General features: G+C 69.3%; 24 protein-coding genes. 9 read left to right on the top strand and 15 right to left on the bottom strand.

Annotation, left to right across the window (positions count from 1 at the left end; translation table 11 throughout):
• The 6 genes from ABZX79_RS24545 to ABZX79_RS24520 all read right to left on the bottom strand — a co-directional run.
• Positions 1-1,584 (bottom strand): condensation domain-containing protein (locus ABZX79_RS24545; protein WP_355261534.1); only part of this gene is annotated, 1,584 nt, incomplete at its 3' end.
• A gap of 95 nt (positions 1,585-1,679) precedes the next feature.
• On the bottom strand, positions 1,680-1,898 hold the full coding sequence (locus ABZX79_RS24540) for an MbtH family NRPS accessory protein (RefSeq protein WP_355261531.1): 219 nt from the start codon (positions 1,896-1,898) through the stop codon (positions 1,680-1,682).
• A gap of 267 nt (positions 1,899-2,165) precedes the next feature.
• Positions 2,166-4,484, bottom strand: coding sequence for an MMPL family transporter (locus ABZX79_RS24535; RefSeq protein WP_355261528.1), 2,319 nt, complete (start codon positions 4,482-4,484; stop codon positions 2,166-2,168).
• A gap of 165 nt (positions 4,485-4,649) precedes the next feature.
• A complete protein-coding gene (locus tag ABZX79_RS24530; protein WP_355261525.1) occupies positions 4,650-4,898 on the bottom strand; it encodes a hypothetical protein in 249 nt (82 codons plus the stop codon).
• Positions 4,898-5,188: a winged helix-turn-helix domain-containing protein gene (locus ABZX79_RS24525; protein ID WP_355261523.1), complete on the bottom strand. Its 291-nt coding sequence runs from the start codon at positions 5,186-5,188 to the stop codon at positions 4,898-4,900. The genes ABZX79_RS24530 and ABZX79_RS24525 overlap by 1 nt, the downstream gene beginning before the upstream one ends.
• Before the next feature lie 430 nt (positions 5,189-5,618).
• Positions 5,619-6,383, bottom strand: coding sequence for a 4'-phosphopantetheinyl transferase superfamily protein (locus tag ABZX79_RS24520; protein WP_355261519.1), 765 nt, complete (start codon positions 6,381-6,383; stop codon positions 5,619-5,621).
• 246 nt (positions 6,384-6,629) lie between these two features.
• Here ABZX79_RS24520 and ABZX79_RS24515 point away from each other — a divergent pair, with 246 nt between their 5' ends.
• Positions 6,630-8,231, top strand: a complete 1,602-nt coding sequence (locus ABZX79_RS24515) for a tryptophan halogenase family protein (protein ID WP_355261516.1) — start codon at positions 6,630-6,632, stop codon at positions 8,229-8,231.
• A gap of 61 nt (positions 8,232-8,292) precedes the next feature.
• On the top strand, positions 8,293-9,645 hold the full coding sequence (locus ABZX79_RS24510; RefSeq protein ID WP_355261513.1) for a cation:proton antiporter: 1,353 nt from the start codon (positions 8,293-8,295) through the stop codon (positions 9,643-9,645).
• On the opposite strand, the gene ABZX79_RS24505 is transcribed toward ABZX79_RS24510, so the two are convergent.
• The 3 genes from ABZX79_RS24505 to ABZX79_RS24495 all read right to left on the bottom strand — a co-directional run bounded on the left by ABZX79_RS24505 (position 9,642) and on the right by ABZX79_RS24495 (position 11,978).
• Complete coding sequence (locus ABZX79_RS24505; RefSeq protein ID WP_355261510.1) at positions 9,642-10,031, bottom strand: winged helix-turn-helix domain-containing protein; 390 nt, start codon at positions 10,029-10,031, stop codon at positions 9,642-9,644. The genes ABZX79_RS24510 and ABZX79_RS24505 overlap by 4 nt on opposite strands.
• Before the next feature lie 282 nt (positions 10,032-10,313).
• Positions 10,314-11,411 (bottom strand): hypothetical protein, encoded by a 1,098-nt coding sequence (locus ABZX79_RS24500; RefSeq protein WP_355261507.1) that lies wholly within the window; start codon positions 11,409-11,411, stop codon positions 10,314-10,316.
• 72 nt (positions 11,412-11,483) lie between these two features.
• The gene (locus tag ABZX79_RS24495) at positions 11,484-11,978 is read right to left on the bottom strand and encodes a phospholipase (protein WP_355261504.1); all 495 of its coding nucleotides are present in this window, start codon (positions 11,976-11,978) and stop codon (positions 11,484-11,486) included.
• Positions 11,979-12,395: 417 nt separating this feature from the next.
• Between ABZX79_RS24495 and ABZX79_RS24490 the strand changes: the two genes are divergently transcribed.
• Both ABZX79_RS24490 and ABZX79_RS24485 read left to right on the top strand, forming a co-directional pair.
• Positions 12,396-12,782 carry a hypothetical protein gene (locus tag ABZX79_RS24490; RefSeq protein WP_355261501.1) on the top strand — a complete coding sequence of 129 codons (387 nt, stop codon included), beginning with the start codon at positions 12,396-12,398 and terminating at the stop codon, positions 12,780-12,782.
• 21 nt (positions 12,783-12,803) lie between these two features.
• Complete coding sequence (locus tag ABZX79_RS24485; protein ID WP_355261498.1) at positions 12,804-13,064, top strand: hypothetical protein; 261 nt, start codon at positions 12,804-12,806, stop codon at positions 13,062-13,064.
• 136 nt (positions 13,065-13,200) lie between these two features.
• Here ABZX79_RS24485 and ABZX79_RS24480 read toward each other — a convergent pair whose 3' ends face one another.
• The 3 genes from ABZX79_RS24480 to ABZX79_RS24470 form a co-directional block, all read right to left on the bottom strand.
• Positions 13,201-13,587 carry a hypothetical protein gene (locus ABZX79_RS24480; protein WP_355261495.1) on the bottom strand — a complete coding sequence of 129 codons (387 nt, stop codon included), beginning with the start codon at positions 13,585-13,587 and terminating at the stop codon, positions 13,201-13,203.
• A gap of 847 nt (positions 13,588-14,434) precedes the next feature.
• Positions 14,435-14,857 (bottom strand): secondary thiamine-phosphate synthase enzyme YjbQ, encoded by a 423-nt coding sequence (locus ABZX79_RS24475; RefSeq protein ID WP_355261492.1) that lies wholly within the window; start codon positions 14,855-14,857, stop codon positions 14,435-14,437.
• A 49-nt stretch (positions 14,858-14,906) separates the two neighbouring features.
• Positions 14,907-15,197, bottom strand: coding sequence for a hypothetical protein (locus ABZX79_RS24470; RefSeq protein ID WP_355261489.1), 291 nt, complete (start codon positions 15,195-15,197; stop codon positions 14,907-14,909).
• A 75-nt stretch (positions 15,198-15,272) separates the two neighbouring features.
• Between ABZX79_RS24470 and ABZX79_RS24465 the strand changes: the two genes are divergently transcribed.
• Positions 15,273-16,397, top strand: coding sequence for an NAD(P)-binding domain-containing protein (locus ABZX79_RS24465; RefSeq protein ID WP_355261486.1), 1,125 nt, complete (start codon positions 15,273-15,275; stop codon positions 16,395-16,397).
• Positions 16,398-16,421: 24 nt separating this feature from the next.
• On the opposite strand, the gene mltG is transcribed toward ABZX79_RS24465, so the two are convergent.
• Together mltG and ABZX79_RS24455 are read right to left on the bottom strand one after the other, a co-directional pair.
• Positions 16,422-17,243, bottom strand: coding sequence for an endolytic transglycosylase MltG (mltG, locus tag ABZX79_RS24460; RefSeq protein ID WP_355261483.1), 822 nt, complete (start codon positions 17,241-17,243; stop codon positions 16,422-16,424).
• Between the two features lie 146 nt (positions 17,244-17,389).
• On the bottom strand, positions 17,390-19,201 hold the full coding sequence (locus tag ABZX79_RS24455) for an ABC transporter ATP-binding protein (protein ID WP_355261480.1): 1,812 nt from the start codon (positions 19,199-19,201) through the stop codon (positions 17,390-17,392).
• Between the two features lie 109 nt (positions 19,202-19,310).
• On the opposite strand from ABZX79_RS24455, the gene ABZX79_RS24450 reads away from it, so the two are divergent.
• The 4 genes from ABZX79_RS24450 (at position 19,311) to ABZX79_RS24435 (ending at position 24,347) form a co-directional block, all read left to right on the top strand.
• Entirely contained in the window at positions 19,311-19,766 is a 456-nt protein-coding gene (locus tag ABZX79_RS24450; RefSeq protein WP_355261477.1) for a MarR family transcriptional regulator, read from the top strand.
• 20 nt (positions 19,767-19,786) lie between these two features.
• Positions 19,787-22,726 carry an FAD-binding and (Fe-S)-binding domain-containing protein gene (locus tag ABZX79_RS24445; RefSeq protein ID WP_355261474.1) on the top strand — a complete coding sequence of 980 codons (2,940 nt, stop codon included), beginning with the start codon at positions 19,787-19,789 and terminating at the stop codon, positions 22,724-22,726.
• A 62-nt stretch (positions 22,727-22,788) separates the two neighbouring features.
• Positions 22,789-23,868 (top strand): dihydrodipicolinate reductase, encoded by a 1,080-nt coding sequence (locus ABZX79_RS24440; RefSeq protein WP_355261472.1) that lies wholly within the window; start codon positions 22,789-22,791, stop codon positions 23,866-23,868.
• Positions 23,865-24,347: a carboxymuconolactone decarboxylase family protein gene (locus ABZX79_RS24435; RefSeq protein ID WP_355261469.1), complete on the top strand. Its 483-nt coding sequence runs from the start codon at positions 23,865-23,867 to the stop codon at positions 24,345-24,347. Before ABZX79_RS24440 ends, ABZX79_RS24435 begins: the two co-directional genes overlap by 4 nt.
• Here the strand turns inward: ABZX79_RS24435 and ABZX79_RS24430 are convergent.
• Complete coding sequence (locus ABZX79_RS24430) at positions 24,334-25,980, bottom strand: GMC oxidoreductase (protein ID WP_355261466.1); 1,647 nt, start codon at positions 25,978-25,980, stop codon at positions 24,334-24,336. The genes ABZX79_RS24435 and ABZX79_RS24430 overlap by 14 nt on opposite strands.
• Between the last annotated feature and the right edge of the window lie 88 nt (positions 25,981-26,068).

The raw sequence follows: 26,068 nt of genomic DNA, 5'->3' as shown, positions 1-26,068 counted from the left end.
CTCCTCACCACCGGCAACCACCGCGACAGCATCCGGCGTCGCCACCACCCGCTCCTCAAACACCTCATGCACACACCGCGACACACCCTCCAACGACCCCACCGGCCCCCCACCCAGCAACAACTCCCGCTCGGCCTCGTCGAGGATGTCGAGCCGGGACAGCGGGCGGGCGCAGTCTGCGACGGCGGACTCCAGCAGACGCACGAAGTGCCGCGTCATGCGCTCGACGGTGTCCCGCTCGAAGAGCGAGCCGGCGTACACCAGCTGCCCCTCGAAGGAGCCGGCCGCCGCGTCGTTGATCTGGAGCTCCAGATCACACTTGGCGATCCGGCTCGTCATCGGGTACGGCCGCACGTCCAGGCCCGGCAGGTCGAGTCCGCCGTCACCACGCTGGTGCATGGTCATGGCCACCTGGTAAAGCGGCGTACGGGACATGTCGCGTTCCGGCCGGAGGGCGTCGACCAGCTGGGCGAACGGCACGGCCTGGTGGTCGTACGCGTCGATGAGCGTGGCGCGGGCGCGCGAGACCAGGTCGGAGAAGCTCGGGTCGCCCTCCCAGCGCCCGCGCATCACCAGGCTGTTGATGCCGTAGCCGATCAGCCTGTCCAGCTGGGGGTGGGTACGGCCCGACACGGTCGTACCGACCGGTACGTCGCGCCGGCCCGTGTAGCGGCCGACCAGCGCCTGGAAGGCCGAGAGCAGCACGACGAAGGGCGTGGTGTCGTGGCGCCGGGCGATGTCCCGTACGGCGGTGGACAGGTGCGCGGACAGCGTGAAGGCGACCTCCGCTCCTTCGTGGCTACGGAACGCGGGCCTCGGCCGGTCCGCCGGCAGGTCGACGGGTGCCATGTCCGCGAGCTGCCCGCGCCAGTAGTCCAGGTGCCGGGACAGGGCGTCACCGGAGACCTCGTGGCGCTGCCAGGCCGCGTAGTCGGCGTACTGCACCGGGAGTTCGGAGAGCGGCGAGGGGTGCCCTTCGCGGAACGCGGAGTACAGGGCGGCGAGTTCGCTGCCGAAGACGCGAGTGGACCAGGCGTCGAAGGCGATGTGGTGGAAGACCACGGTGAGGATGTGGTCGTCCGGCGCCAGGCGTATCAGTCGCGCTCGGGCGGGCCATTCCTGCTCCACATCGAAGGGGGTGACGGCCTCCTGGGCGACCAGACCGGACGCCCAGCCCGGTGCGTCGAGCGCCCCGTTGCCCGGGTACTCGGCCAAAGGGAGGTCCGCTTCGGCAACGGCATCGTCGATGATCTGCACCGGCTCGGTGCCGGACAGCGCGTACCGGGTGCGCAGGATCTCGTGGCGGACGGTCAGCTCCGTCCAGGCCCGGCGCAGCGCCGCGACGTCCAGCGCTCCTCGCATCCGGAACGCGAACGGCACCAGATATTCGGCGCTGCCAGGTTCGAGCCGGTTGAGGAACCACATCTGCTGCTGCCCGTGCGACAGGCGCAGCGGGGCCGACCGGTCCACGGGGCTGATCCCCGGCCGGCTGCCGCGCGACGACGCCCCGCTGAGCCGCCGGCGGAGGAGCTCCTCCCGAAGAACGTCGACGCTGGCGTTTCGCTCGTTGTTCCCGGCGCTCATCTGCGTTGCTCCTCCTGCCACCGTTACTGCGTAGCCAACTCGATGTGGGACATTGATCACTGTTCTTCAACCGGCGTCGCTCTTCGGCCGGAAAATCAGTGAGCTGCCTGCTTTTCCATGCGTCGGCGCAAGCTCAGCGGACGCATATCCGTCCATACCTCGCCAATGTGCTCAAGGCACTCCGCGCGCGACCCGGTGGTGCCTTCGGCGCGCCACCCCGCAGGCAGCTCGCGGTCGGCCCACCAGATCGAGTACTGCTCTTCGTCATTGACCACGACGTGGTAGGTCTGGTCGTCGTCCCGCTCTTCGGCCATCAGAAATCCTCACGTGAGAGACGGAGATTCCGTATTCCTCGAATGCACTGCGATCAACGTCTGCAGTTTTCTCGCGGACCCGATACTTCGGCTATATCGCAGCTATGCGCGAACAGCGAGGGCGGGCAAGGCCGCTGAACGGGCGCCACTGAATGGACACAACGCGCTCAGGCCCGGGAGCCGGCGGTTGCCGAACTCCCGGGCCTGAGCGCCGTATTACCCCTCGCGGGGCGGCGAGGAGGTAAGGAGGTTGAGGTACGTCCCGTCCTACTGCACGGGGGATTGACTGACGGGACGTACCGGTTCGGGGCCCGGCGCCGCGGTATGCCGCGCCGCCGGGCGTCCGCGCCTGCCCTGGGAGGCGGACCAGGCGCGGTCACCGAGCAGGGCCATGGCGGCCGGAAGGAGCACTCCTCGGACGATGGTGGCATCGATGAGAATGGCCACCGCCATCCCGATGCCCATCATCTTGTACTCGATGGCGGTGAGGCTGACGAACACCGTGAACACGGCCGTCATGATGACGGCCGCGCTGGTCACCACACCGGCGCTGCTGCTGATGCCGCCGACGATCGCGTCGCGCGATGTCGCGCCGTTCGTCCAGCGCTCCTTGATCCGGCTGAGGATGAAGATGTGGTAGTCCATGCTCAGGCCGAACAGGATGACGAACATGAACAGCGGCAGCCAGGCGACCACTCCTCCGTAGGAAGTGAAGCCGAGCAGCGACCCCAGGTGTCCTTCCTGGAACACCCAGGTCAGTACGCCGTAGGCCGCGCCGATGGAGAGCAGGTTGAGCAGGATCGACACCAGCGAAATGGACCAGGAGCGGAAGGCGATGACCAGCAGGACGAAGGCCAGCGCCAGGATGAAGACGAAGACAGCGGCGGTGCGGCTGTTGAGCTGTTTGGCGAAGTCGTACGGCTGCGCCGTCTTTCCTCCGACCGCGTAGTCGAGTCCCTCCATATTGCCGAGGGCCGCGGGCAGCACCGTGTCCCTCAGCTTCTCCAGAGACCGGTTGGACGTGTCGTCGGTGCCCTTGCCGACGAGCGGTACGCGCACCACCATCGCGTCCCCGACCGGCACCGCCGTGATCGGCTCCGCGATCCCGTTGCCCGGAGTGGCCGCCTCCTTGTGCAGGACGTCGATCGCCTCCCGCAGGGCGGGGGTGTCGGCGCTCGTGCCGTCCTTGGTGCTGATCGCGACGCGCGCCGGGCTCGCCGCGCCGGGGAAGGCGTCGTTCATACGCACCGCGGCGTCCACCGGTGCGACACTGCGCGGCAGGCTGTCGGTGGTGGCCGGGTCCTGGAGTCGCATGCCGAGCGCGGGCAGCGCCATGGCCACCAGTACCAGCGCGGCGATGCCGCCCGTGAGCGCGGGGCGACGTACCACCGTACGGGCCACCGAGGACCACGTGCGGGACTCGCGCGCCACCGTCCTGCGTCGGCCGAGCCACGGGACACGGGCCTTGTCGATGCGGTGTCCCAGGGCGGCGAGCAGCGCCGGCAGCACAGTGACGGAACCGATCACCGTCAGGCCCACGACCACCACGGTGCCGGCGGTCAGACCCTTGAAGACGTCGAGCCCGCTGAACAGGAGGCCGCACACACAGACCATCACGGTGATCCCGGACACCACCACGGCGTGGCCCGACGTGCGAGCCGCGATCGCGAGCGCCTGGTGGGTGTCGCGTCCCGCGTGCCGTTCCTCCCGTTCCCTGCGCAGATAGAACAGCGAGTAGTCGATGCCGACCGCCATGCCGATGAGCAGCACGATGGAGGAGGCGGCGCTGTTGACCGGCACCACCTTGCCGATGGTCTGGAGGAGGCCGAAGGTGGCGACCACCGCCGTCGCGGAGAGGAGCAGGGGGATGCCCGCGGCGATCAGCGAACCGAAGACGACGAGCAGGATCACCAGGGTGAGGGGCAGCGAAGTGACCTCGGCGCGCTTGAAGTCGTCCTTGATCGCGTCGTCGACCACCGCGTTCAGGCTGCGGTCTCCAGCCTGCACGATCCGCACCTGCGGATGGCTGTCCTGCACCTTCTTCACCGCGTCGACCACCGCGGTGTAGTGCTGCTTCTGCTTCTCGATGGGCCCGGAGATCTCGAAGGTCACCAGGCCTGACCGGCCGTCGTCCGACACCCAGCGCTCGCTGTTGCCGTCCAGCGGTGAACCGATGTCACGGACCGCTTCGCCGGTGCCGCGCAGCGCCAGCACCAATTCCTCGGCAGCCGACCGGAGCCGGGGGCTCTCCGTGAACTGCGGGCCGTCGGCCTCGCGTGACTGAATCAGTACGTTCTCGCGGATGGAGTCGCCGTCGTCCTGGGCGCGCACGATCTGCTGCGCCTTGCCGGCGCCGCCGGGGTCGGTGGAGCGGGCGTCGTGTCCGCTGATCAGCGTGCTGGACAGTACGGCGACGACAACCAGGGCCAGCCAGCCGGTGATCGCCAGGGCCCGGTGCCGGACCGACCATCCGGCGACGGTCTCCACGATCCCACCACGGGCGGGCCGTCCGGAATCGGAGGTGAGCGGTGCGTCCGGCCTTCCCTTATCGGGAGGAGTGTGGTTCGACTTGCCTTTGCGCAGCATAAACTGCTCTCCTTAACATGGAGGAGCGTTTCCAGGGAAAACTCGCCAACAGCGAGGGACATGCCTTCCGAATCTGGGCCGTCGAGTTGCCGCTCGGCGGCCCAGTCACTTGCTTGCCTACGCGCTCGCGCGCTTAATGACTCACGCGCCTGGGCGCTTAGGAACTCACTCAACTTCCTTGAGAATCCGCTCCATTGATTCCATCCGCTCCCGCAGCCCAGCCAATTGGCGTTCGGTCTCCTGTTGGGCGACGACGGCCTGCTCGGCCAGCTTGCGGTACTCCTGCTCGCGCGCCAGCAAGGCCTTGGCACGCCAGGTGGACCCGAACTGCCAAATGATCATGGTGACCACCGCAGTGACCAGAACGAAGGCGCCCATGACGCCGATGACTTCCTGCCAGTCGGTCTCGCTCATCAGACAGTCCCCTTCCCGTCACGCTGAGGCGCGCTGGTCAGAGTCGGCATCACGGCCGCGATCGAATCCGGCGTCAGGTAGACCGCGAAGGGGGTCACCTCGTAGAACTTCATCGCTTTCCCATCGGGTGAGATCTCCAGCTGCGCCGACACGAGCCCTGCCGTCTCCAGCTTCTTCAGGTGGACCTGGAGCAGCGCTCGGCTGATCCCCATGTCCCGAGCCAACTGGCTCACGTACTTACGCCCGCCGGCCAGCACCGCCACGACCCGCAGACGGTGAGGGTTGGCCAAGGTCGCCAACATCAGCACCAACTCGTCCCCGGTTGGCAGAGGCCTCTTCATAGCAGTACCCAGCACATGCCAAGAAACGTTAGCAGGTACTCATTCCTCTTGTCACCTGCAAGCAGGACGGTGGTCGCCCCGGCCGAGGCAGCCGGCATCGGGCCGATCCGGCTGCCGACGGGCAAGCCGACCGTTCGGTGACGGTGCCTGGCCTGCCCGCCGGCCAGCAACGGACCGTACGATGGCCGGGGTCGTCGCCGCGGCCGTCGCCGTAGATGCCCCGGCTCTCGGTGAACGGCGGGCACCGGCAGCTGTTCCAGCTTCCCGCAGCGGAGCAGAACGGACGCTGTTCACGCCGTCGGCACCGAGAGTGCAGCCGGCGCCAGGCACGGTCCCGAGGGCGCTCACGCCGCAGTCGCCGCCAGCCTTCGCACCCGCCCTATGCGCGGCCCGCGCCGTGCGCGGCCGACACGCCGTCCTGCTCACGCAGCACCACGGACCGGACGCTCCCGGCCTCCTGGGCCAGCGCGCCGGAGAGGCCGGGTGGCAGGCCGAGGTCCTGCACATGCCACCGTCCGGCGACAGCCGGTTCCGTGTGCTCGACGGTCACCGGCCCTGCTTCGGCGGGCGACACGTCCAGAGCCCGCAGATCCGCGACGACACCGACACCGCACGCCTTGAGCACCGCTTCCTTGCGGGTCCAGGCCCGGTAGAACAGCTTCTGCCGCTCCTCGAGCGGATCCGTGCTCAGCATCCGCGCGAGCTCGTCGTCAGTCAGCGCGTCCTCGATGATGCGGTCGATTCCGGTGCGCTGTTCGATGTCTGCACCCACCCGTGTCCCTGCCGTCACGGCGAGCAGCCAGTACGGTCCCGACCGGGAGAGGCTGAAGTCGAGAACGGTGACCGGGCCCACGATCCGGGGCCGTCCGTGTCCCAGGTCGCCGCAGCGCGGACAGGCATGCCGGCCGAACCGTACGGCCTCGGGCGGTACGCCCAGGTAGTGGCCACCGAGGATGCGGCGGACCGCCGCGTGCGCGCCCGCGTAGTGCGCCGCGGCCGCCTGGCGACCGGACCTGCTGCGGACCAGGCGCAGTTCGTCGTCACTGAGCAACGCCGCGTCAAGCGGCAGGAGCCGGTCGCCCGCCCGGCCGTGCCAGACGTGGACGGCGCCCGTCGTGCGGAAGCGGCCACTGGTCGCAGTCATACCGGGGTGCTCCTCGCTCGCAGTCACTCGAATTCGCTCGTGGGACGGGACGTGCGTCCGCATGATCCGGCCGCCGCCTATACCCGTCCTATAGGCGCGTCGCGCGTACTCCGACGCAGCGGTGGGCGAACTGGCGGCCGCAGCAAAGGAGTTGCTTGCTTTGAGCACCTATAGGCCCGTGATAGGGCGCCCTCCGACCCTGAGTGGACTTCAGCGCCGACCGCTCCGGAAGAAGAGAGTCCGCATATGCGCAGCACCGACAACCGGATCCAGAAGGTCGTGATCCTCGGGGGTGGTACAGCCGGCTGGATGACCGCCGCCTACCTGGGCAAGGCCCTCCAGGACACCGTCGACATCACCGTCCTCGAAGCTCCCGCGATTCCCCGTATCGGCGTCGGTGAGGCCACCGTCCCCAACCTGCACCGAACGTTCTTCGAGTACCTCGGTATCGCCGAGGACGAGTGGATGCGCGAGTGCAACGCGAGCTTCAAAATGGCGGTCCGCTTCGTCAACTGGCGTACGGACGGGCGCGGCGAGGCCCAGGCCCGCACACTCGACAACGGAGGGCCCGACCACTTCTACCACCCGTTCGGGCTGCTCCCCGACTACGACCAGACGCCGCTGTCCCACTATTGGTTCAACCGCAAGCACGAGGGCCGTACGCAGGAACCCTTCGATTACGCGTGTTTCCGCGAGCCACCGGTCATGGACGCCCTCAGAGCCCCACGCTGGATGGACGGCAAGCCCGCCACCCGCTACGCCTGGCACTTCGACGCCCAGCTGGTCGCCGACTTCCTGCAGCGCTTCTCCACGAGCAAACAGGGCGTGCACCACGTGCAGGACGAGATGACCCGCGTGGAGCAGGACGAGCGCGGTTTCGTCACCGCCCTGCACACCAAGTCGGGGCAGGTACTGGAGGCCGACCTGTTCGTCGACTGCTCGGGCTTCCGCGGCCTGCTCATCAACCAGGCACTCGGCGAACCGTTCATCAACATGAGCGATCACCTGCTGTGCGACAGCGCGGTCGCCACCGCGGTCCCGCACGACGACGAGAAGCACGGCATCGAGCCGTACACCTCCGCAATCGCCATGTCCTCGGGCTGGGCGTGGAAGATCCCGATGCTCGGCCGCTTCGGCACCGGCTATGTCTACTCCAGCCGGTTCAGCTCCCAGGACGAGGCCACCGAGGAGTTTTGCGCGCTGTGGGGTCTCGACCCCGAGGAGACGAAGTTCAACCACGTGCGCTTCCGGGTCGGCCGCAACCAAAGGGCCTGGGTCAACAACGTCGTCAGCATCGGCCTCTCCTCCTGCTTCCTGGAGCCCTTGGAGTCCACCGGGATCTACTTCATCACCGCCGCGATCTACCAGCTCGCCAAGCACTTCCCCGACCGCACCTTCAACAAGGCGCTGGTCAACCGCTTCAACAACGAGATCGAGGTGATGTTCGACGACACGCGGGACTTCATCCAGGCCCACTTCTACTACGCGCCGCGCACCGACACCGCGTTCTGGCGGGAGAATAAAAAGCTCACGCTGCCGGACAACATCCGGGAGAAGATCGCCGCGTACCGGGCCGGGCTGCCCATCAACTCCCCTGTGACCGACGAGAGCACGTACTACGGCAACTTCGAGGCGGAGTTCCGAAACTTCTGGACGAACGGCAGTTACTACTGCATCTTCTCCGGCCTCGGCCTCGAACCGGACGCCCCGCTGCCGGTGCTTGCCCACAAACCCGAGTCGGTCGCGGGCGCCGAGCCGCTCTTCGACCTGGTGAAGCAGCAGCAGCAGAACCTCGTCGACACGCTGCCGTCCACATACGACTACCTGCGCCACCTGCACAACAGCTGATCCGACCGCCCCAGCCCGGCGGCCCCGGTCACCGGACCTCCCCGCGCAGAAGGAGCCACTCGTGTCCGCATCCGATCCAGTGCCCGACCTGCTGATCGCCATCCCTGCAGTGATCGTCGCCTGCCGGGTCGGGGCCGCTCTCGCCCGCCGCGTCGGCCAGCCTCCGGTGGTCGGCGAAATCGCCACGGGCATCCTGTTGGGACCGTCGCTGCTCGGCTGGCTGTGGCCGGAGGCACAGGCCTGGCTGATACCGTCGGCCGCCATCCCCTACACCGGCGCGCTGGGCCAGCTCGGGCTGCTGGTGTTCATGTTCCTCATCGGCCTCGAACTGGACCTGGGGGCGCTGCGCGGTCTCGGCCGTACAGCGCTCGCCGTCAGCCAGGCCAGCATCGCCCTGCCGATGCTCCTGGGGGCCGCGCTGGCCTTCGGCATGTACGGGCCGCTCGCCCCCGAGGGCACGGAACGACTGCCGTTCGTGCTGTTCATCGCCGTGGCTCTGAGCATAACGGCCTTCCCTGTGCTGGCCCGTATCCTCACCGACCGCGGGATCTATCACACCCCCCTCGGCGCCCTCGCCATGGCGAGCGCGGCCTTCAACGACGCCATGGCGTGGTGTCTGCTCGCGATCGTCGTGACCATCACGCAAAGCGGCTCCGCGCTGGATCCGGTCCTCACCGCCGCCTTGTCGGCGGTCTTCCTCACGGTCATGCTGTACGTCGTACGGCCGGTCCTCGCCCGCTGGGGAACGAGGGCTGCCCGAGCGGCGAAGTCCCGTGCGCCGAAGCCCGGCTGGGACTCGGCGGCCGCCGGGCAGGACAGCCTCGTCCTGGTCGTCCTGTTCGCCGGGCTCTGCCTGTCCTCGCTCGCCACCGACCGCATCGGCCTTCACGCATTGTTCGGCGCGTTCGTCTTCGGCATGGCGATGCCACGGGAGTCACTCCAGATCGAGCACGCCGCCTCTCGGCTGCGCACGGTGGTCATCCCCCTGCTCCTGCCCCTCTTCTTCGCTCATACGGGGCTGCGCACCGACATCGCCATGCTCGGTGACGACCCTGCGCAGTGGCTGTGGGCCGGCGCCGTGCTCGCCGTCGCGGTGATCGGCAAATGGGGGGGCAGCGCCGCGGCGGCCCGCGCCTGCGGTCAGGACTGGCGGAGTGCGCTGTCGCTGGGCGCGCTGATGAACTGCCGCGGACTGACCGAACTCGTCATTCTCAACATCGGCCTGGAGCTGGGCGTGATCGGCCAGGACCTGTTCACCATCCTGGTCCTGATGGCCCTCATCACGACCGCGCTCACCTCCCCGGCCCTGACCCGGCTGCGCCGCCGGGACGATCCGTCCGGGTCGTCACCGGACGAGGAGCGCGGGGCTCCGGCAGCGGCCGGGCACGACGTCGGCCGGGTCGCGGGAGGTTAGGAAGGGTCGTCGGGCTCCCGCGCGTCGACCGGCTCGTGGCCATCGGCCGAAGTCCAGTCTTCGGCCGACGCCGTACCGATACCTCCCCGGTACTCGTCTGCCTGCACAGCCGCCAGAATCATCTTGACGTCCACGTTGAGTTCGAACGGCCGCAATTCGAAGTATTTCAGCGCCTTTCCGCCGTCGGACAGATCCAGACTGCCCGCGACGAGCCCGACCTTTTCCAAGCGCTCCAGATGCAAGTACAGCAGCGGGCGGGATATTTCGAGACGGCGGGCCAGCTCGCTGACGTACATCCGGCCGTGGGCGAGCTCGGCGATGACCCTCAAGCGCTGCGGGTGCCCGACGGCAGCCAGCACAGCCAAGAGCTCGTCGCCGCCGACCATTACCCACCTCTGATCCTGGAGGAATCCGTACGGCGAGACTTGCCCACGACCTGGACGGCTGTCAAGCAATATGAGAACCACCGAAGGCCCCACCGGCAGCGGATACTTGGATTCCGGTACTGCACCTGCGGTTGAGGTGACGAGGCCGCAGTTCTAGGGGCTGCGGCCTCGTCGTTTGTAGTGGCTGGTTCGGGCCGGCGAGCCCCTGACAGCGCGGCAAAGCGCTCGGCTGCGAAACCCCAGCCGAGCGCCTGCATAAACTGCTCGCGGCCTGGCGGAACGTCAAACAGCTGTCAGGGGCGGCAGTTTGACGGAGTACTGGGAATTGGACCAAAACTCCGTGTAGTGGGCCGATGCCCACAGTGTGCCGTCGGGGGCGCCGGTCAGACGGAAGACGTTGATGTAGCTGACGTACCCCGGATCGTCGATCGGGTTGGGCACCTGGTCCCAGGACCGGCCGTTCCACTTCACGATTCCGGAACTCCCGTTGTAGCCCTCGACGACCAGGCCGGCGTGCAGCTTGCCGTTGACCCACGTCAGTTCCGTAACGGATACGGCACCGGGGGCCGTTACGTCCGCACGGCTCCACGTCGTGCCGTTCCAGCGCAGGACAGCGGTGCCTCCTGCGGCCCATATTTCATCGGTGCCGTGGCCGGTGATTTCGGACAAGGCTCTGATGCCCGCAGGAAGGGCCACCTGCTTCCAGGCCGACCCGTCATAACGGGTCACGTAACCGAGGCAGTTGGTGCCCTTCACGTCCGTGCACGTCTGGCCGGCCGCCCAGATGTCGGTCGCGGAGTTCACGTGCACGGAAGTGAGCGTGGTCCTGCCGCCTGCCGGCTGGGGCAACTTGGCGATCTTCCACGCGGAGCCGTTCCAGTGGCCGACCGTCGCGGGCAGCGCGGTGGCGCCGGCCTGGGTGGTGGTGCCCACCGCCCAGACGTTGTCGGCAGAGACGGCCTGGACGTCATGGAACGTCGCGGTTCGGTCGGCCGGGTTGCGCTTCTGCCAGACCGAGCCGTTCCAGTGGCTCACCTGCGAGGAATGGTCGTAGTTGTTCCCCACGACCCAGAAGTCCTTGTCTGAAGTGGCCGCCCAGATGCTGCTGTCCGGCTGATCGGCCGGCTTGGGCAGCTGGGTCCTGGTCTTACCCTCGTACAGCCAGTAACTGGAGACCTCACCGCCGCCCGGATCGCCCCCGTAGTAAATCCCGCCCCGTGCGAAGGCGGTGTCGCCGTCGACGGGTAGGTAGTCATCGACCCAGGTGGCGGTGGCGGGGTCCGGGACGTCCTCCCAGCCGTTGGCTGCCGCGGCGGCCGGCGCTCCCGCGATGCCTGTCACCACACCGGCCGTGGCCAGGGCGACGAGGCATCTTCTCAACTTGTGGGCATTCCTGCTGATCACTCATCCTCCAGGGAGTGGGAGAGGGCGCGGTAGACAACCGTGCGCCGACTACGCTCTGGTGTCTGCCGCGGCGTCTACCGCCGCCGAGAAGCCGAACTTGTCAACGGCCTGGTAGTACGTCCATGCGGCTGCGTCGCAGGAGGTCTTCTTGACGCCCGAGTACGCGGAGCAGACCCGCTTGAGGTCCGCGTAGAAGGCATCATCCAGGCGGGCCTTGTTGCTGCTGAAGGTTCCGGCTGCCTTGTAGTTGCGGTAGCCGAAGTCGTGGCGGGCGCACGCGTTCTGGAACGGGAAGCCGAAGGGGTTGTCCGGCGATGTGGTGCAGTAGTCCGTGGACCAGTCGAAGCCGTACGCGCTCCAGGAGCCCTGGTTGTCGCGGGCGGCCGCCCAGACGTTGTAGCTGCTGGCGCTGGTCTGGGTGAAATTGCTCAGAACCTGTGGCTTGTCGGCGGGCGCGGCGTTGGCGGGGGACGCCGCCAGGCCGAGCGCGAGGGGCAGGGCGAGGGCTGCGGCGAGGGACGACGTAACACGACGGCTGCGCATCAAGAGCCTCCGGCAAGGGTGGGGGGTTCCACTGCCTGCGAGGGGATTCGCGGGCTCGGCCCAGCCTTCTGGAGGGTGCTACAGCTCACCTATACCGGGCACCTGCTGAGGTGCATGCCCACGGCAGCCTCGGGGACGCCAGTTGGCGGGGCGACCGCCGCGCTGGACTCGCCCTCCGCCACCAGGGCCGGCACCGGAAGGTGCAGATCCCTGTGGCGCGGCGCTCGAAGTACAGTGCGGAGTTCTGTTCCGACGCGTTCGCGTCGGGCGGGCCTCAACCTGCGACCCGGCGCCCGGTCGACTCGCCGTCGGCGACATGTGCCGCGTCGGCATCCCGCCGACTCTTGTCCACGTCATCGACGTCGCCCACTACGACCCGCCCCAGGAGACCGGCCGGCTGCCGCGCCCCCGCCGGAAGTGGTCGTTCTGTTCGTGGGCCGCTCGTACGATTCCCGCCTGGAGGAACAAGGCGAAAGCTTCGACCCTGACGATGATATTCCGCTTACCTTCGACCTGGTCTTCCGCCCCTACGCCTTCCTCGAGCCCGGCGACGAGGTCGCGGACGCCGCCGGCCGGCCCTGTAACTTCGACGACCCATGGAACTGGCATCCCTTCGACGGCGCCGAACCTCATGAGCCCACCTGGCCGCTCACCCTCCTCGCCCACAACAGCCAGGCCGACGTGAAGGCCACCAAAGCGGCAGCCGCCGTCGCCAACGCCACGAGAAACGGCTTCCACCAGGAGGAACGCGCCCGCTGGAGCGCCATGGCCCGAGCGAACCCCACGCCGTCCGTGAACCGTTGACGCACACCGGCTCCGGCAACGATGTCCTGCCGTGACTCCGCCGACAACGTGGACGTGGCGGTGGCCGACCCCAACGCCACCGAGATCGCTGCCCCCTTCCCGGAACGCCGGGCGGTATGCGACCGCCACATCGTCTGCCGACCGCCGACCGCCGACCGCCGGCTGAGCGGCGTTCTCTCACGCGCCGAAATCCTCTCCGGCGGCACACCGCGCGGGGCCGCAGGCCCTGATCGCGCTCCGCGCCTGCGCACCCTGTCCCTGGCTCTGCTCGGACTGCCGTAGGAGACAGCAGACAGGCCTGGAGGTCGCCGGACACCAGCCCTGCAGTCGCGGCCGAAGGCGCTACCCGAGGAACACCGGACGTGAGCGGGCCCACGCGTCAGTCCTGACCTGATCAGAAGGTATGTGATTGCTGGGATCAGTCGTTGTCCTCACCCACATCGTATGGAAACTCGGCGCTGCGCTGCTCCTCCTGGGCCAGGAGGTCCGCGTAACGGGCCGTCAGGTCCCCGTCGCCGCAGGACCGCGCGGCGGCGTGGGCCGCGCGGTACAGGATCGGCGGTCGGCGGTGGACTGTGCCGAGAAGAGCCATGCCGGTGATGAGGGTCTGGTGGGCGAGGGCAGAATTGCAGGAGTCGGCGGCTGAACGTGCGAGCAGGAAGTGCTCCTCGGTGAGGGCGAGGGCAATGGCCGTGTCTCGCCAGTCGCCGTCGGCACGGGCGGGCTCGATGTCGAAGAGTGCAGGCCGGTCGGAACCTGGCGTCGGGGCCGACGGGCCGTCGAGGACGGTGAGCGCACGTTGCATCGACGTCCATGCCCGGTCGAGGTCGCCGGCCTGTCGTTCCAGGGCGGCCAGGCGGGTGTACGCGGAGCCACGGGCCAGGTCGGTGTCATCCGGACGAAGAGCTCGGTGGGGCGGCGCAGGGACAGCCCAAGGGCCGCGAGAAGTTCGTCGCGGCGGGCGTCGAGGCCGGGGGCGTAGGAGGTGCGGATATCGGCCTCCGCTTCAAGGGCCGCAGCGAACACTTGCTCCTCTCCGGTTTCCGGCGGGAGGTGCAAGTGATCCCGCCAGCCGGGGAGGCCGGTCAACAACTCCAGCGCGTCGGCGATGCTTTCGGCGATCAGACCCGCAAGCCCCTCCGAGTCGGCGTACAGCACACCTTCGTCGCCACAGAGGAAATAGGTGCCGCCGGTGTCGTCGCCGGCGATCCCCACCAGCGGCGCACCCGATGCCAGACGGACATCCTCACCGTGGTCCGCCCGGCCGATGTCGAAGTCGAAGGGAAAAGCGGCGAGTTCAGCAAGGCGCGGGTTCTGCCGGAGCTGGTCGAGGAGGCGGGTGTCGGAACGGGACATGCGACGGACCGTAACAGCCTGCGGGACGGGCGCTGTCGCCTGGACGATGCCCGCACAACCATGGCCTCACCAGGGCGTACGGGGATCGCGGCGGTGGTCCGACGGGTGTCGCGGGATGCGCGACGACCCTGGTTGTCCGCGTCGCCGCCCCTGACCCTCCATGGGCGGACAAGGCACGCGCACGCCGAGCGTGATCGCGCTGGCCTGCGCAGATCACCACAACCCGGATCCCGGGCGAACCAGACGCCATTTCGTGGGGCGGGCCGGATTCCGACACTGCTGTGCCGTCACATGCGTCACCCGAGGAAGCTCAGCCTGACCTGGCGATCGGGGTTGTCCTTGTTGGTGTCGACCAGGCAGACGGACTGCCAGGTGCCCAGTTCCAGCCGGCCGCCGACCACCGGCAGCGTGGCGTGCGGTGGTACCAGGGCCGGGAGGACGTGGTCGCGGCCGTGGCCCGGGGTGCCGTGGCGGTGTTGCCAGCGGTCGTCGGCGGGGAGCAGGTGGTGCAGCGCCGCGAGGAGGTCCGAGTCGCTGCCCGCGCCCGTTTCGAGGATCGCGATACCGGCCGTCGCGTGCGGGACGAAGACGTTGAGCAGGCCGTCCCTGCCGCGCGCCGCCTGCTCGAGGAAGCGCTCACACTCCTGGGTCAGGTCCGCCACGGTCTCGTCCGAGCCTGTGGTGACGTTCAGGATGCGGGTGGTGAACACGTCGGACATGCCTCCATGATGTCTCACGAGCTCGTCCGAGGAGTGGGAGGAGTGGGGTCTACGCGCCCGGCAGGGTGTCCAGGTCGGGCTGGACCTCTACCGTGCATTCGGCGTCCTCCGGGCCCACGCCCTCCGCGTCGCGCCATACGCAGATGCGTACGTGGTGGACACCCGAACCCTCGTGATCCCACTCCGTCGCAAGGTCACGCACCACCACCGCGGCCACGAATTCGGCGTCCTCCGGCGGGGTGGCTGTGGTGATGGTGCCCCGGTAACGGGCGCCCAGGGGGTGCCAGCCGGCGCTTCCTGCGGGTGCGTCCACTCGGTACACGTATTCGACGGGGGTCATTCCGGCACCGTACCCGCATCGCACGGGATTACGTGGGGCGGGAAGATCCGGCCCCATCGCCCCGTTAGTAGAAACATGAACAATATTGGGGTGCGGGATGTGGACGTCGTGGTGATCGGTGCCGGGCAGGCCGGTCTCTCCAGCGCCTACCACCTGCGGCGCGCGGGCCTGGAGCCCGGCCGCGACTTCGTCGTGCTGGACCACTCCCCGCACCCGGGCGGCGCGTGGCAGTTCCGGTGGCCCTCGCTGACGTACGGGAAAGTCCATGGGATGCATGCACTTCCGGGCATGGAACTGACGGGCGCCGACGACGACCGCCCCTCCTCCGAGGTCATCGGGGAATACTTCGCGACGTACGAGCGCACCTTCGGCCTGCGTGTGCACCGGCCCGTGGACGTGTCGGCCGTACGTGAGGGAGAGGGCGGGCGGCTGCTCGTCGAGACCCCGCAGGGCATCTGGTCGGCGCGCGCCCTGATCAACGCCACGGGCACCTGGGACCGGCCCTTCTGGCCCCGCTACCCCGGCCAGGAGACGTTCCGCGGACGGCAGCTGCACACCGCGAACTACCCGGGTCCGCGGGAATTCGCCAGGCAGCGGGTGGTCGTCGTGGGCGGCGGGACCTCGGGCGTACAGCACCTGATGGAGATCGCCGGCGCCGGGGCGCGGACGACCTGGGTGACGCGGCGGCCGCCGGTCTTCCGCGACGGCCCGTTCGGCGAGGAGCAGGGGCGGGCCGCCGTCGCGCTCGTCGACGAGCGGGTGCGGCGCGGGCTGCCGCCGCAGAGCGTCGTGTCGGTGACCGGACTGCCCGTCACGGAGGCGGTCGCGCGGGCCCGCGCGGAGGGCGTGCTGGACCGGCTGCCGATGTTCGACCGGATTACGCCGAACGGGGTGGCCTGGGCCGACGGACGCACGGTCGACGCGGACGTCATCCTGTGGGCCACCGGATTCCGTGCCGCGATCGACCACCTGGCGCCGCTGAAGCTGCGCGAGCCGGGGGGCGGCATCCGCGTGGAGGGCACGCGGGCGACCCGCGACGAGCGGATCCACCTGGTGGGCTACGGGCCTTCGGCCAGCACCATCGGGGCCAACCGGGCGGGGCGGGCCGCCGTACGCGGGATCATGCGGCTGCTGGAACGGGAGCGGCGGACGGAAAGGGAGCGGCGGACGGAAAGGGAGCCGGTCGCGGTCGGCGGCTGAAGAAGAGGTCGGTGGCTGAAGGAGTCAGCCGCCGTTCTTGCTCGCGCCCTTGCGGTTCGCGTTGAACTCCGCGACGTTCTTCCGCTGTTCGGCGTAGCTGTCGGTGAAGCGGGTGTCCCCGGGCGCGACAGTGACGAAGTACAGCCAGTCCCCCGGCGGCGGGTCGAGCGTCGCGTCCATCGCCTGGCGGCCCGGGTTGCCGATCGGGGTCGGCGGCAGGCCGGCGCGCTCGTACGTGTTGTACGGGGTGTCGATCTTCGTGTCCGCGTGGCTGGTGTCGAGGGTCGAGCGCTTCAGTGCGTAATTGATCGTCGAGTCCATCTGGAGCAGCATGCCCCGCGTCAGCCGGTTGTCGATGACGCGTGCGACCTTCCTCATGTCCTCGGCGGTCTCGGCCTCGGCCTGCACGATGCTGGCGATGACGACGTTCCGGTAGGACGCGGGAGTGGCGCCGAAGTTCTTACGGGCCGTGTTGACCATGTACGAGAGCAGGCTCGCCGGCGTCGTCTTGTCGTCGATGGGATAGGTGGCCGGGAAGAGGAATCCCTCCGGGTTTCCCTTGGCCGCGCGCGGCAGGTTGAGGTTCGCCTCGGCCGCCGCCTTCTCGGTGGTTCTGGGCGCGACGCCGAGCGCCTTGTCGACCGCGGCGTACACCTGGGACGACCGCCATCCCTCCGGAATCAGCAGGCTCCGCGGCTCGCGCTTCTCCTCCCTGAGCAGCAGCAGAGGCACCAGGACCGCGGCGGTCGCCACTGTTGCGGCCAGTCCCGCGACCAGCAGCAGTCGGGCGCGGCGCGTCAGACGGGGGCTGTTCGCGGGCCGTTTCTGTGCGGACTCGTTCTCCATGTGGGCACGCTAACTCGCCTCACTCGCCGTTCCTGGGATGCCGAGAACGGCAATCGGGCCGGCTGGTCCGACCGAGGTCTCGCCCGGCGCCGCTTCTCCCCCGTCCCGGGGGAGGGGCGGCGCTGTCGCGTCACCACCCATGACTCTCAGGTGGCGGCGGGCGAGAGCCTGGCGTCCCTGCGCACGAGGGCGGCGTACCGGCCGTCCCGTGCGAGCAGTTCCTCGTGCGTGCCGCGCTCGACGGTCCTGCCGCCGTCGAGGACGACGATCTGGTCGGCGTCCCTGACCGTGGAGAGCCGGTGCGCGATGGTGATGGTCGTGCGGCCCGCCGACAGCGCGTCGATGGCCTGCTGCACGGCATGCTCCGTACGGGTGTCGAGCGCGCTCGTCGCCTCGTCGAGGATGAGGACGGGCGGGTCGCGCAGGATGGTCCTGGCGATCGCCAGGCGCTGCTTCTCGCCACCGGAGAAGCGGTATCCCCGCTCACCGACCAGCGTGTTGTACCCGTCGGGCAGTGAGGCGATGTGGTCGTGGATCTGCGCCGCCTCGGCGGCCGCGCGCAGTTCCTCGTCGGTCGCGTCCGGCTTGGCGAAGCGCAGGTTCTCGGCGACGGAGGCGTGGAAGAGGTACGTCTCCTGGGAGACCACGCCGACGGCGCGGGCCAGCGTGTCGAAGTCCAGGTCGCGCACGTCGACGCCGTCGAGGGTGACGCCGCCGTCCGTCACGTCGTACAGCCGGGGCACCAGATAGCTGAGGGTGCTCTTGCCGGAGCCCGTCGGTCCGACGACCGCCAGGCTGCCGCCCGCCGGGACCGTGACGTCGATTCCGGTGAGCGTGGGGCCGGCCTTCTCGTCGTACGTGAAGTGCACGTCGTCGAAGCGAACTTCGCCGCGGATCTTCTCCAGCCGGACCGGCTTGTCGGGCTCGGTGATGTCCACCGGCAGGTCGAGATACTCGAAGATCCGCTGGAAGAGCGCGAGCGAGGTCTGCATCTGCACACCGGTCGACAGGAGGCTCACGGCCGGCCGGAACAGGCCCTGCTGGAGCGATACGAAGGCGACGAGCGTACCGAGGGAGACCGCTGCCCCGCCGGTCTGCATGGTCAGGCCGGCCGCCCAGTAGATGACGGCGGGCATGGCGGCCATCACGATGCCGATGGTGGACATCCGCCAGCGCCCCGCCATGTTGGAGCGCACCTCGAGGTCGACGAGGCGCTCGGACTCGTCGGCGAAGGACTTGGTGAGGGAGTCGGCGCGGCCCATGGTGCGGCCGAGCAGGATGCCGCTGACCGACAGCGACTCGGTGACGGTGGCGGCCATGGAGGCCATCTGTTTCTGCCGCTGCGTGGTGATCTTCTTGCGCTCGCGGCCGACCCGGCGGCTGATCCACACGAAGACCGGCAGCAGGAGGAGGGAGACGACGGTCAGTCGCCAGTCGAGGGCCAGCATGGCGACGACCGTGGCCACGACCGCGGTGAGGTTCGAGACGAGCGAGGTCGCGGTGGAGGTCACCGTCGCCTGCATGCCGCCGATGTCGTTGGCGATACGGGACTGCACCTCGCCGGTGCGGGTCCTGGTGAAGAAGGCGAGCGGCATGCGCTGGAGCTGGGCGTAGACGGCGGTGCGCAGGTCGTGCATGACGCGCTGGCCGACCGTCGTGGAGATCAGGGTCTGGAGCACGCCGAAGACGCTCGTCACCACGGCGGTCAGGATCATGCCGAGGGCGAGCAGGCTCAGCAGTCCCGTACGCCCCTGCGGGATGGCGGTGTCGAGGATCTCCCGGAGCATGAACGGGGAGGCGACGGCGACGAGCGACGAGGCGGCGACGAGCAGGCCGACGACGGCCAGCCGGCCCCGGTAGGGGCGGAAGAGCCGGAGAATGCGGCGCACCTGCGCGGGCTCCTCCGGCTGGGCCGGATCGCGGGCCGGGGGTGTCCACGTGGGCCGGTCGGGATGCATGGGCTCCTTCGAGAGGGTGAGGTTACGGATTTTCAGAGCCTAGCCGATTGTTACCTGTACTCACAATGACTGTATTCATAATGAGCATGGTCCTGATAATGTTCCCGGTATGAGCACCTCAGACGCCGACGGCCTGCTGGCCGAGCAGCTGCTCCGGCTGACGCGCCGGCTTCACCGGATCCAGCGCGAGCAGATGGACCCGATCGGCATCACGCCCGCGCAGTCACGCCTGCTGCGCACCGTTTCGCACTACGACCTGCACCACGAGCCGCCGCCGAGGATGGCCGACCTCGCCAAGCGCCTCGACGTGGTCCCCCGGGCCGTGACCACGCTCGTCGACGGCCTGGAGGCGAGCGGGCGGGTGCGCCGCGTGCCCGATCCCACCAACCGACGGGTGATCAGGATCGAGCTCACCGACACCGGCCGCGCCACGCTCCGCGCCCTGCGCACCGCGCGCCGCGACGCCGCGGAGGACATCCTGGCTCCATTGGACGCCGATCAGCGCGAGGTGCTCGGCGGCCTGCTGTCCGCTCTGGTCGACGGAATGCCGGAGCGCCGCTGCTGAGTCGAGGGGACTGACCCGCATTGCCTCTGCTGGAGCCCGACCCCGGATCCCTGCGCCCCGCCGCCCCGCACGGCCCCGCCCCCGACCGAGTGCCGGACGCCATGGCCGGCGGCACACCGGAGCCGCTGCGCGGCGAGCTGACCGCGCTCCTCGGCCCGGACAAGGTGCTGTGGAAGGTCTCCGACCTCGTGCGGTACGCGTGCGACGCCAGCCCGTACCGCTTCGTCCCCCAGGTCGTCGTGGTCGCCGAGGACATCGACGACATCTCGGCGGTGCTCTCGTACGCCCACGGCAGGGGCCGCGAGGTCGTCTTCCGGGCAGCGGGCACCTCGCTCAACGGCCAGGCCCAGGGCGAGGACATCCTCGTCGACGTACGCCGCCACTGGGCAGGCATCGAGGTCCTGGACGGTGGCGCCCGCGCCCGGATCCGCCCGGGGACCACGGTCGTACGGGCCAACGCCTCCCTCGCGCGCCACGGCCGCGTCCTCGGCCCCGACCCGGCGAGCGCCATCGCCTGCACGATCGGCGGCGTCGTGGCGAACAACGCGTCCGGCATGACGGCGGGCACCGCCCGCAACTCCTACCGCACAGTCGCCTCCCTCACCTTCGTGCTGCCGACCGGCACGGTCGTCGACACCGCGCACCCGGCAGCCGACGAGGAACTGGCGCACGCCGAGCCCGGCTTGTGCGCGGGGCTCATGGCGATCAAGGCGGAGATCGAGGCGGACGCGGAGCTCACCGCCCGTATCCGCGCCAAGTACGAGATCAAGAACACCAACGGCTACCGGCTCGACGCCTTCCTCGACGGCGCGACGCCCGTGGAGATCCTGCGGGGCCTGATGGTCGGCTCCGAGGGCACCTTCGGTTTCCTCTCCGAGGTCGTCTTCGACACGCTGGAGCTGGACCGCGAACTCTCCACCGCGCTGCTCTTCTTCCCCACGCTGTCCGCCGCGGCCGCCGCCGTCCCCCGCTTCAACGACGCGGGGGCGATCGCCGTCGAGCTGATGGACGGCAACACGCTGCGCGCCTCGGTGAGCGTCGAGGGCGTACCGGCGGACTGGGCGCGGCTGCCCCAGGAGACGACGGCGCTGCTGGTCGAGTTCCGGGCGCCGGACGAGGCGCGTCTCGCGACGTACGAACGGGCCGCGGCCGAGGTGCTGAGCGGGCTCGAACTCGTCGTACCGGTCGCCTCGGTGACCAATGAGTTCACCCGGGACGCGAAGACGATCGCCGGGTACTGGAAGGCCCGTAAGGCGTTCGTCACGGCGGTCGGCGGCGCCCGCCCCGCCGGTACGACCCTGATCACCGAGGACTTCGCCGTACCGCCGTCGCGGCTCGCCGAGGCCTGCGAGGCCCTCCTGCGGCTCCAGAGCCGGCACGGATTCGACGCGGCCGTCGCGGGTCACGCCGCGCACGGGAATCTGCACTTCCTGCTGGCCTTCGACGCCGCCGACCCCGCGGACGTGGCGCGGTACGCCGCTTTCATGGACGACTTCTGCCGGCTGACCGTCGAGCGCTTCGACGGCTCGCTCAAGGCCGAGCACGCCACCGGCCGCAACATCGCGCCGTTCCTGGAGCTGGAGTGGGGAGCGAAGGCGACGGAACTGATGTGGCGTACGAAGCAGGTCATCGACCCCGACGGAGTGCTCGCGCCGCGCATCGTCCTGGACCGCGACCCGAAGGCGCATCTGCGCGGCCTCAAGACCATCCCCAAGGTCGAGCTGATCGCCGACCCGTGCATCGAGTGCGGCTTCTGCGAACCGACCTGCCCGAGCGCCGATCTGACGACCACTCCGCGCCAGCGCATCGTGCTGCGCAGGGAGATGACGCGCCAGCCGGCAGGTTCACCGGTCCAGGACGGGCTGCTCGACGCGTACGGGTACGACGCGGTGGACACGTGCGCCGGGGACTCGACCTGCAAGCTCGCCTGCCCTGTCGGTATTGACACCGGCGCGCTGATGAAGGACTTCAGGCACCGCAGGCATTCGCCGCGCGAGGAACGGATCGCGGCGCTGACCGCCCGGCACTTCGGTGCCGTCGAGGCGTCCGCGCGCCTCGCCGTGGCGGCCGCGGACCGCGCCGGCGACCGACTCCTCCAGGCGGTCACGGGCCTGGCCCGTAAGGCGGTACGCCCGGACCTGGTGCCGCAGTGGCTGCCGCAGCTCCCCGGCGCCGCCGCCAGGCCCCTCCCCCGCACCGCGCGCACGGGCGCGCACGCCGTGTACTACCCGGCCTGTGTGAACCGCGTCTTCGGCGAGCCGGAGGGCTGTCGGGGGCCCTCGCTCCCGCAAGCCGTGGTCGCCGTGTCGCGGCGCGCCGGACGGCCCGTGTGGATCCCCGGTGACGTGGTCGGCACGTGCTGCGCGACGATCTGGCACTCGAAGGGCTACGCGGCGGGCACCACGGTCATGGCGAACCGCATCGTCGAGACCGCCTGGGGCTGGACGGCCGGCGGCACGCTGCCACTGGTCGTCGACGCGTCGTCCTGCACGCTGGGCATCGCGCACGAGGTGGTGCCGTACCTCACCGAAGCCAACCGCGAGCTGCACGCGGAGCTGACCGTCGTCGACTCGGTCGTCTGGGCCGCCGACGAGCTGCTGCCGCGTCTGACGGTGCTGCGCAGGGCGGAATCCGCCGTCCTGCACCCCACATGCTCCATGCGGCACTTGGGCGACGAGGAGCACCTGCGCACCGTCGCGCAGGCGTGCGCCGAGGAAGTCGTCGTACCGGACGACGTACGCTGCTGCGCGTTCGCCGGCGACCGCGGGATGCTGCACAAGGAGCTGACGGAGTCGGCGACGGCGCGGGAGGCGGCGGAGGTCGGGGTGCGCGAGTACGACGCGTATCTCAGCGCGAACCGGATGTGCGAGGTGGGGATGGAACACGCGACGGGCCGCGCCTACCGGTCCGTACTGCTGGAGCTGGAGCGCGTGACCCGCCCCGCCGGCCTGGCCGGATAACTCCCTTTTATTTACGGTCACATGCCTGGGAACCGAAGGGACCTCGCGCTACCCTCCGCCGCATGATTTCCACGGTGGTATGGGGCACCGGCAACGTCGGCCGCGCGGCTGTCCGTGCCGTCGACGCCCACCCGGCGCTGGAACTCGCGGCCGTTCTTGTCCACGACCCCGGCAAGGTCGGCCGCGACGCGGGGCATCTCGGCGGGCTCGGCCACGAGCTGGGGGTCGCGGCGACCGACGACATCGACGCGGTGCTCGCCGCCGGCCCCGACGCCGTGGTGTACGCGGCGTCCGGCGACCTCCGCCCCGACGAGGCCCTGGCCGACATCGTCAGGGCGATCCGCGCCGGAGCCGTGGTCGTCACCCCCGCGATGTACGCGCTCTACGACCAACGAGCCGCCCCGCCCGAGTTGCGCGAGCCCGTGCTGGCCGCCGTCGCGCACGGCGGCGGCTCGCTGTTCGTCTCCGGTGTCGACCCCGGCTGGGGCAACGACGTACTGCCCCTGCTGATCAGCGGACTCGCCACCACCGTGGACGTGATCCGCTGCCAGGAGATCTTCGACTACTCCACCTACGACCAGCCCGACTCGGTCCGCGATCTGGTCGGCATGGGCCGGCCGATGGATTACGAGCCGCTGATGCTCGCACCGACGGTCCCGACGATGGTGTGGGGCGGGCAGATACGGCTGATGGCCAGGGCGCTCGGCGCCGAACTCGACGAGATCCGCGAGACCATGGCCCGGCGCCCGCTCGACGCCACGGTGACCACGCGAACCATGGGCGAGTTCGAGGCAGGCACTCAGGGCGCGGTGCGGTTCGAGGTGCAGGGCATCGTCGCGGGCGAACCCCGCATCGTCATCGAGCACGTCACCCGCATCCACCCGTCCTGCGCACCCGACTGGCCGGCGCCGCCCGACGGCGCCGGCGCGCATCGGGTCATCATCGAGGGCCGCCCGCGCATCGAAGTCACGGTCGAAGCCACCGACGAGGGCGAGAACCGGTCGGCGGGCGGGAACGCCACCGCGGTCGGCCGGCTGGTGGGCGCCATCGACTGGCTCGTGGACGCGAAGCCCGGACTCTACGACGCCCTCGACGTCCCCCTGCGCCCCGCCGTCGGCAAGCTCGGAAGGAGCCAGCGATGAACATCGACATCCCCGAGGGCAAGAACGCGATCGAGTACGTGTGGGGCGAGATGGTCCCCGGCATCGGGCCCGCCGCCTCGAACTTCTCCCTCGCGGTGTACGCCCACACCGCCCTGGGGCTGCGCGAGTTCGAGGCCGCTCGCCTGCGGATCGCGCAGCTCAACGGGTGCGCCTTCTGCCTCGACTGGCGGACCGAACGGGACGGACAGAAGGTCGAGGAGGAGTTCGCCGACGCGGTGACGCACTGGCGCACCACCGACGCCTTCGACGACCGCACCCGCCTGGCCGCCGAGTACGCCGAGCGGTACGCCCTGGATCACCACGGCCTCGACGACGAGTTCTGGTCGCGGATGACGGCGTACTACAGCCAGCGCGAGATCGTGGAGCTGAGCATGAGCATCGGCTCCTGGCTCGCGTTCGGCCGGCTCAACCACGTGCTGGGCCTCGACACCGTGTGCGTGATCGCTACAGATCGGTAGCGATGATCCTTTCGATGTTGCGTTCGGCGAGCGCGGTGATGGTGACGAACGGGTTGACACTGGCGTTGCCGGGGATCAGCGAGCCGTCGATGACGTACAGGCCGGGGTGACCGTGAAGACGGCCGTAGTTGTCGGTGGCCTTGTTCAGCACAGCGCCGCCGAGCGGGTGATACGTGAGGTGATCGCCCCAGATCTTGTACGAACCGAAAAGGTCGGTCCGGTAGATCGTCCCCTCCTTCGCGTTGATCTTGTCGAAGATCGTCCTGGCTGCGTCGATGGACGGCTGCTTCCACGCGGTCTGCCAGTTCAGGTCCGCCTTCTGGGTCGCGGCGTTCCAGGAGAACTCGGCGCGGTGCGGGTTCTTGGTGATCGACAGATAGAACGAGGCGTACGTCTCGATCCCGGTCGGCAGCGGCGCCACCTCGGCGAACGCGCCGCCGGCCGCCCAGTTGTCGATGCCGGCCGTGGGCATGGACGACTGGAGCTTGCCGGTCGCGTCCCACATGTGGTTGGCACGGCCGCACATGACGTTGCCGTTGTCGCCCCAGCCCTTGCCGGTCTCGTCGTTCAGACCGGGCAGCGCGCCGGTCGCCTTGAGCTTGATCAGCAGCTTACTGGTGCCGACACTGCCCGCCGCGAAGAAGACCTTGTCCGCGCTCACGCTCTTGGTGGCCGTGGTGGCGCCGCCGGTGTTGATCTGCTCGATGACGACCGTGTAGCCGCCGCCGGACGCCGCCGGGGTGACCGAAGTGACCCTGTGCAGCGGCGAGATGGTGACCTTGCCGGTCGCCGTCGCCCTCGCGAGGTAGGTCTGGAGCAGCGACTTCTTGCCGTGGTTGTTGCCGTAGAGGACCTCGCCCTCCAGCGCCGATGTGGGGACGGCTCCGGCCGCCTCCTGCTTCATGTACTCCCAGTCGTAGACGTTGGGCACGAAGACGAAGGGGAAACCGGAACGCTGGGCGTGCTTCCGGCCGACCCTCGCGTACTGGTAGCACGCGGCGCTCTCCCACCAGGCGGGGTCGACGGAGCTGACCCCGAGCCCGGCGTTGGCGCGCGGGTAGTAGACGTCGTACATCTCGGCGGCGTTGACCGTCGGGAGGACGGAGCCGAAGTTCTCGCGTCTGGGGGTGACCGCCATGCCGCCGTTGACCAGCGACCCGCCACCGACGCCGCGGCCCTGATAGACCGTGATGCCGCTGAAGTCCTCGGCGTCCAGGATGCCGGTGTGGCGGGGGACGTCCTTGTCGAGCGGGAAGCCGAGGAAGTTGCTGAGGGGCTGTTTGGTCTTGGTGCGGAGCCAGAACGACCGGTAGTCCGGCCTGGTCGTGTTGGCGAAGATCTTGCCGTCCGGACCGGGCCTGTCCCAGGACATGCCCATCTCGATCATGTGCACGTCGACGCCCGCCTGGGCGAGACGCAGAGCGGCGACCGAGCCGCCGTATCCGGTACCGATCACCAGCACCGGAACGTGAGCCCCGGAGGCGATCGGAGCGGCAGCGGGGGCGGCCTTCGCCCGAGCCGCCGGGGCGTGCCCGGCGAGGGCAACGCCCCCCAGAATGGAACCAGTTCCAGCGATGAACCCACGACGCGAGACGCCCTTGGAACCGGCACCACGCCCGCCAGTGGCAGTCATGTGATGTTCCTCACTCTCAGGTGAATGGGAACAGGTTCTACTGCTGCTGGCTTGTGAAGTCACTACATACCTGCAAGTAATCTGGTAG

The organism is Streptomyces sp. NPDC002994 (genome assembly GCF_040611155.1).
In the GTDB taxonomy this organism is placed as follows: Bacteria; Actinomycetota; Actinomycetes; order Streptomycetales; family Streptomycetaceae; genus Streptomyces.
The sequence above is the reverse complement of the archived record's forward strand: the minus strand, read 5'-3'. Positions and strand labels throughout refer to the sequence as shown.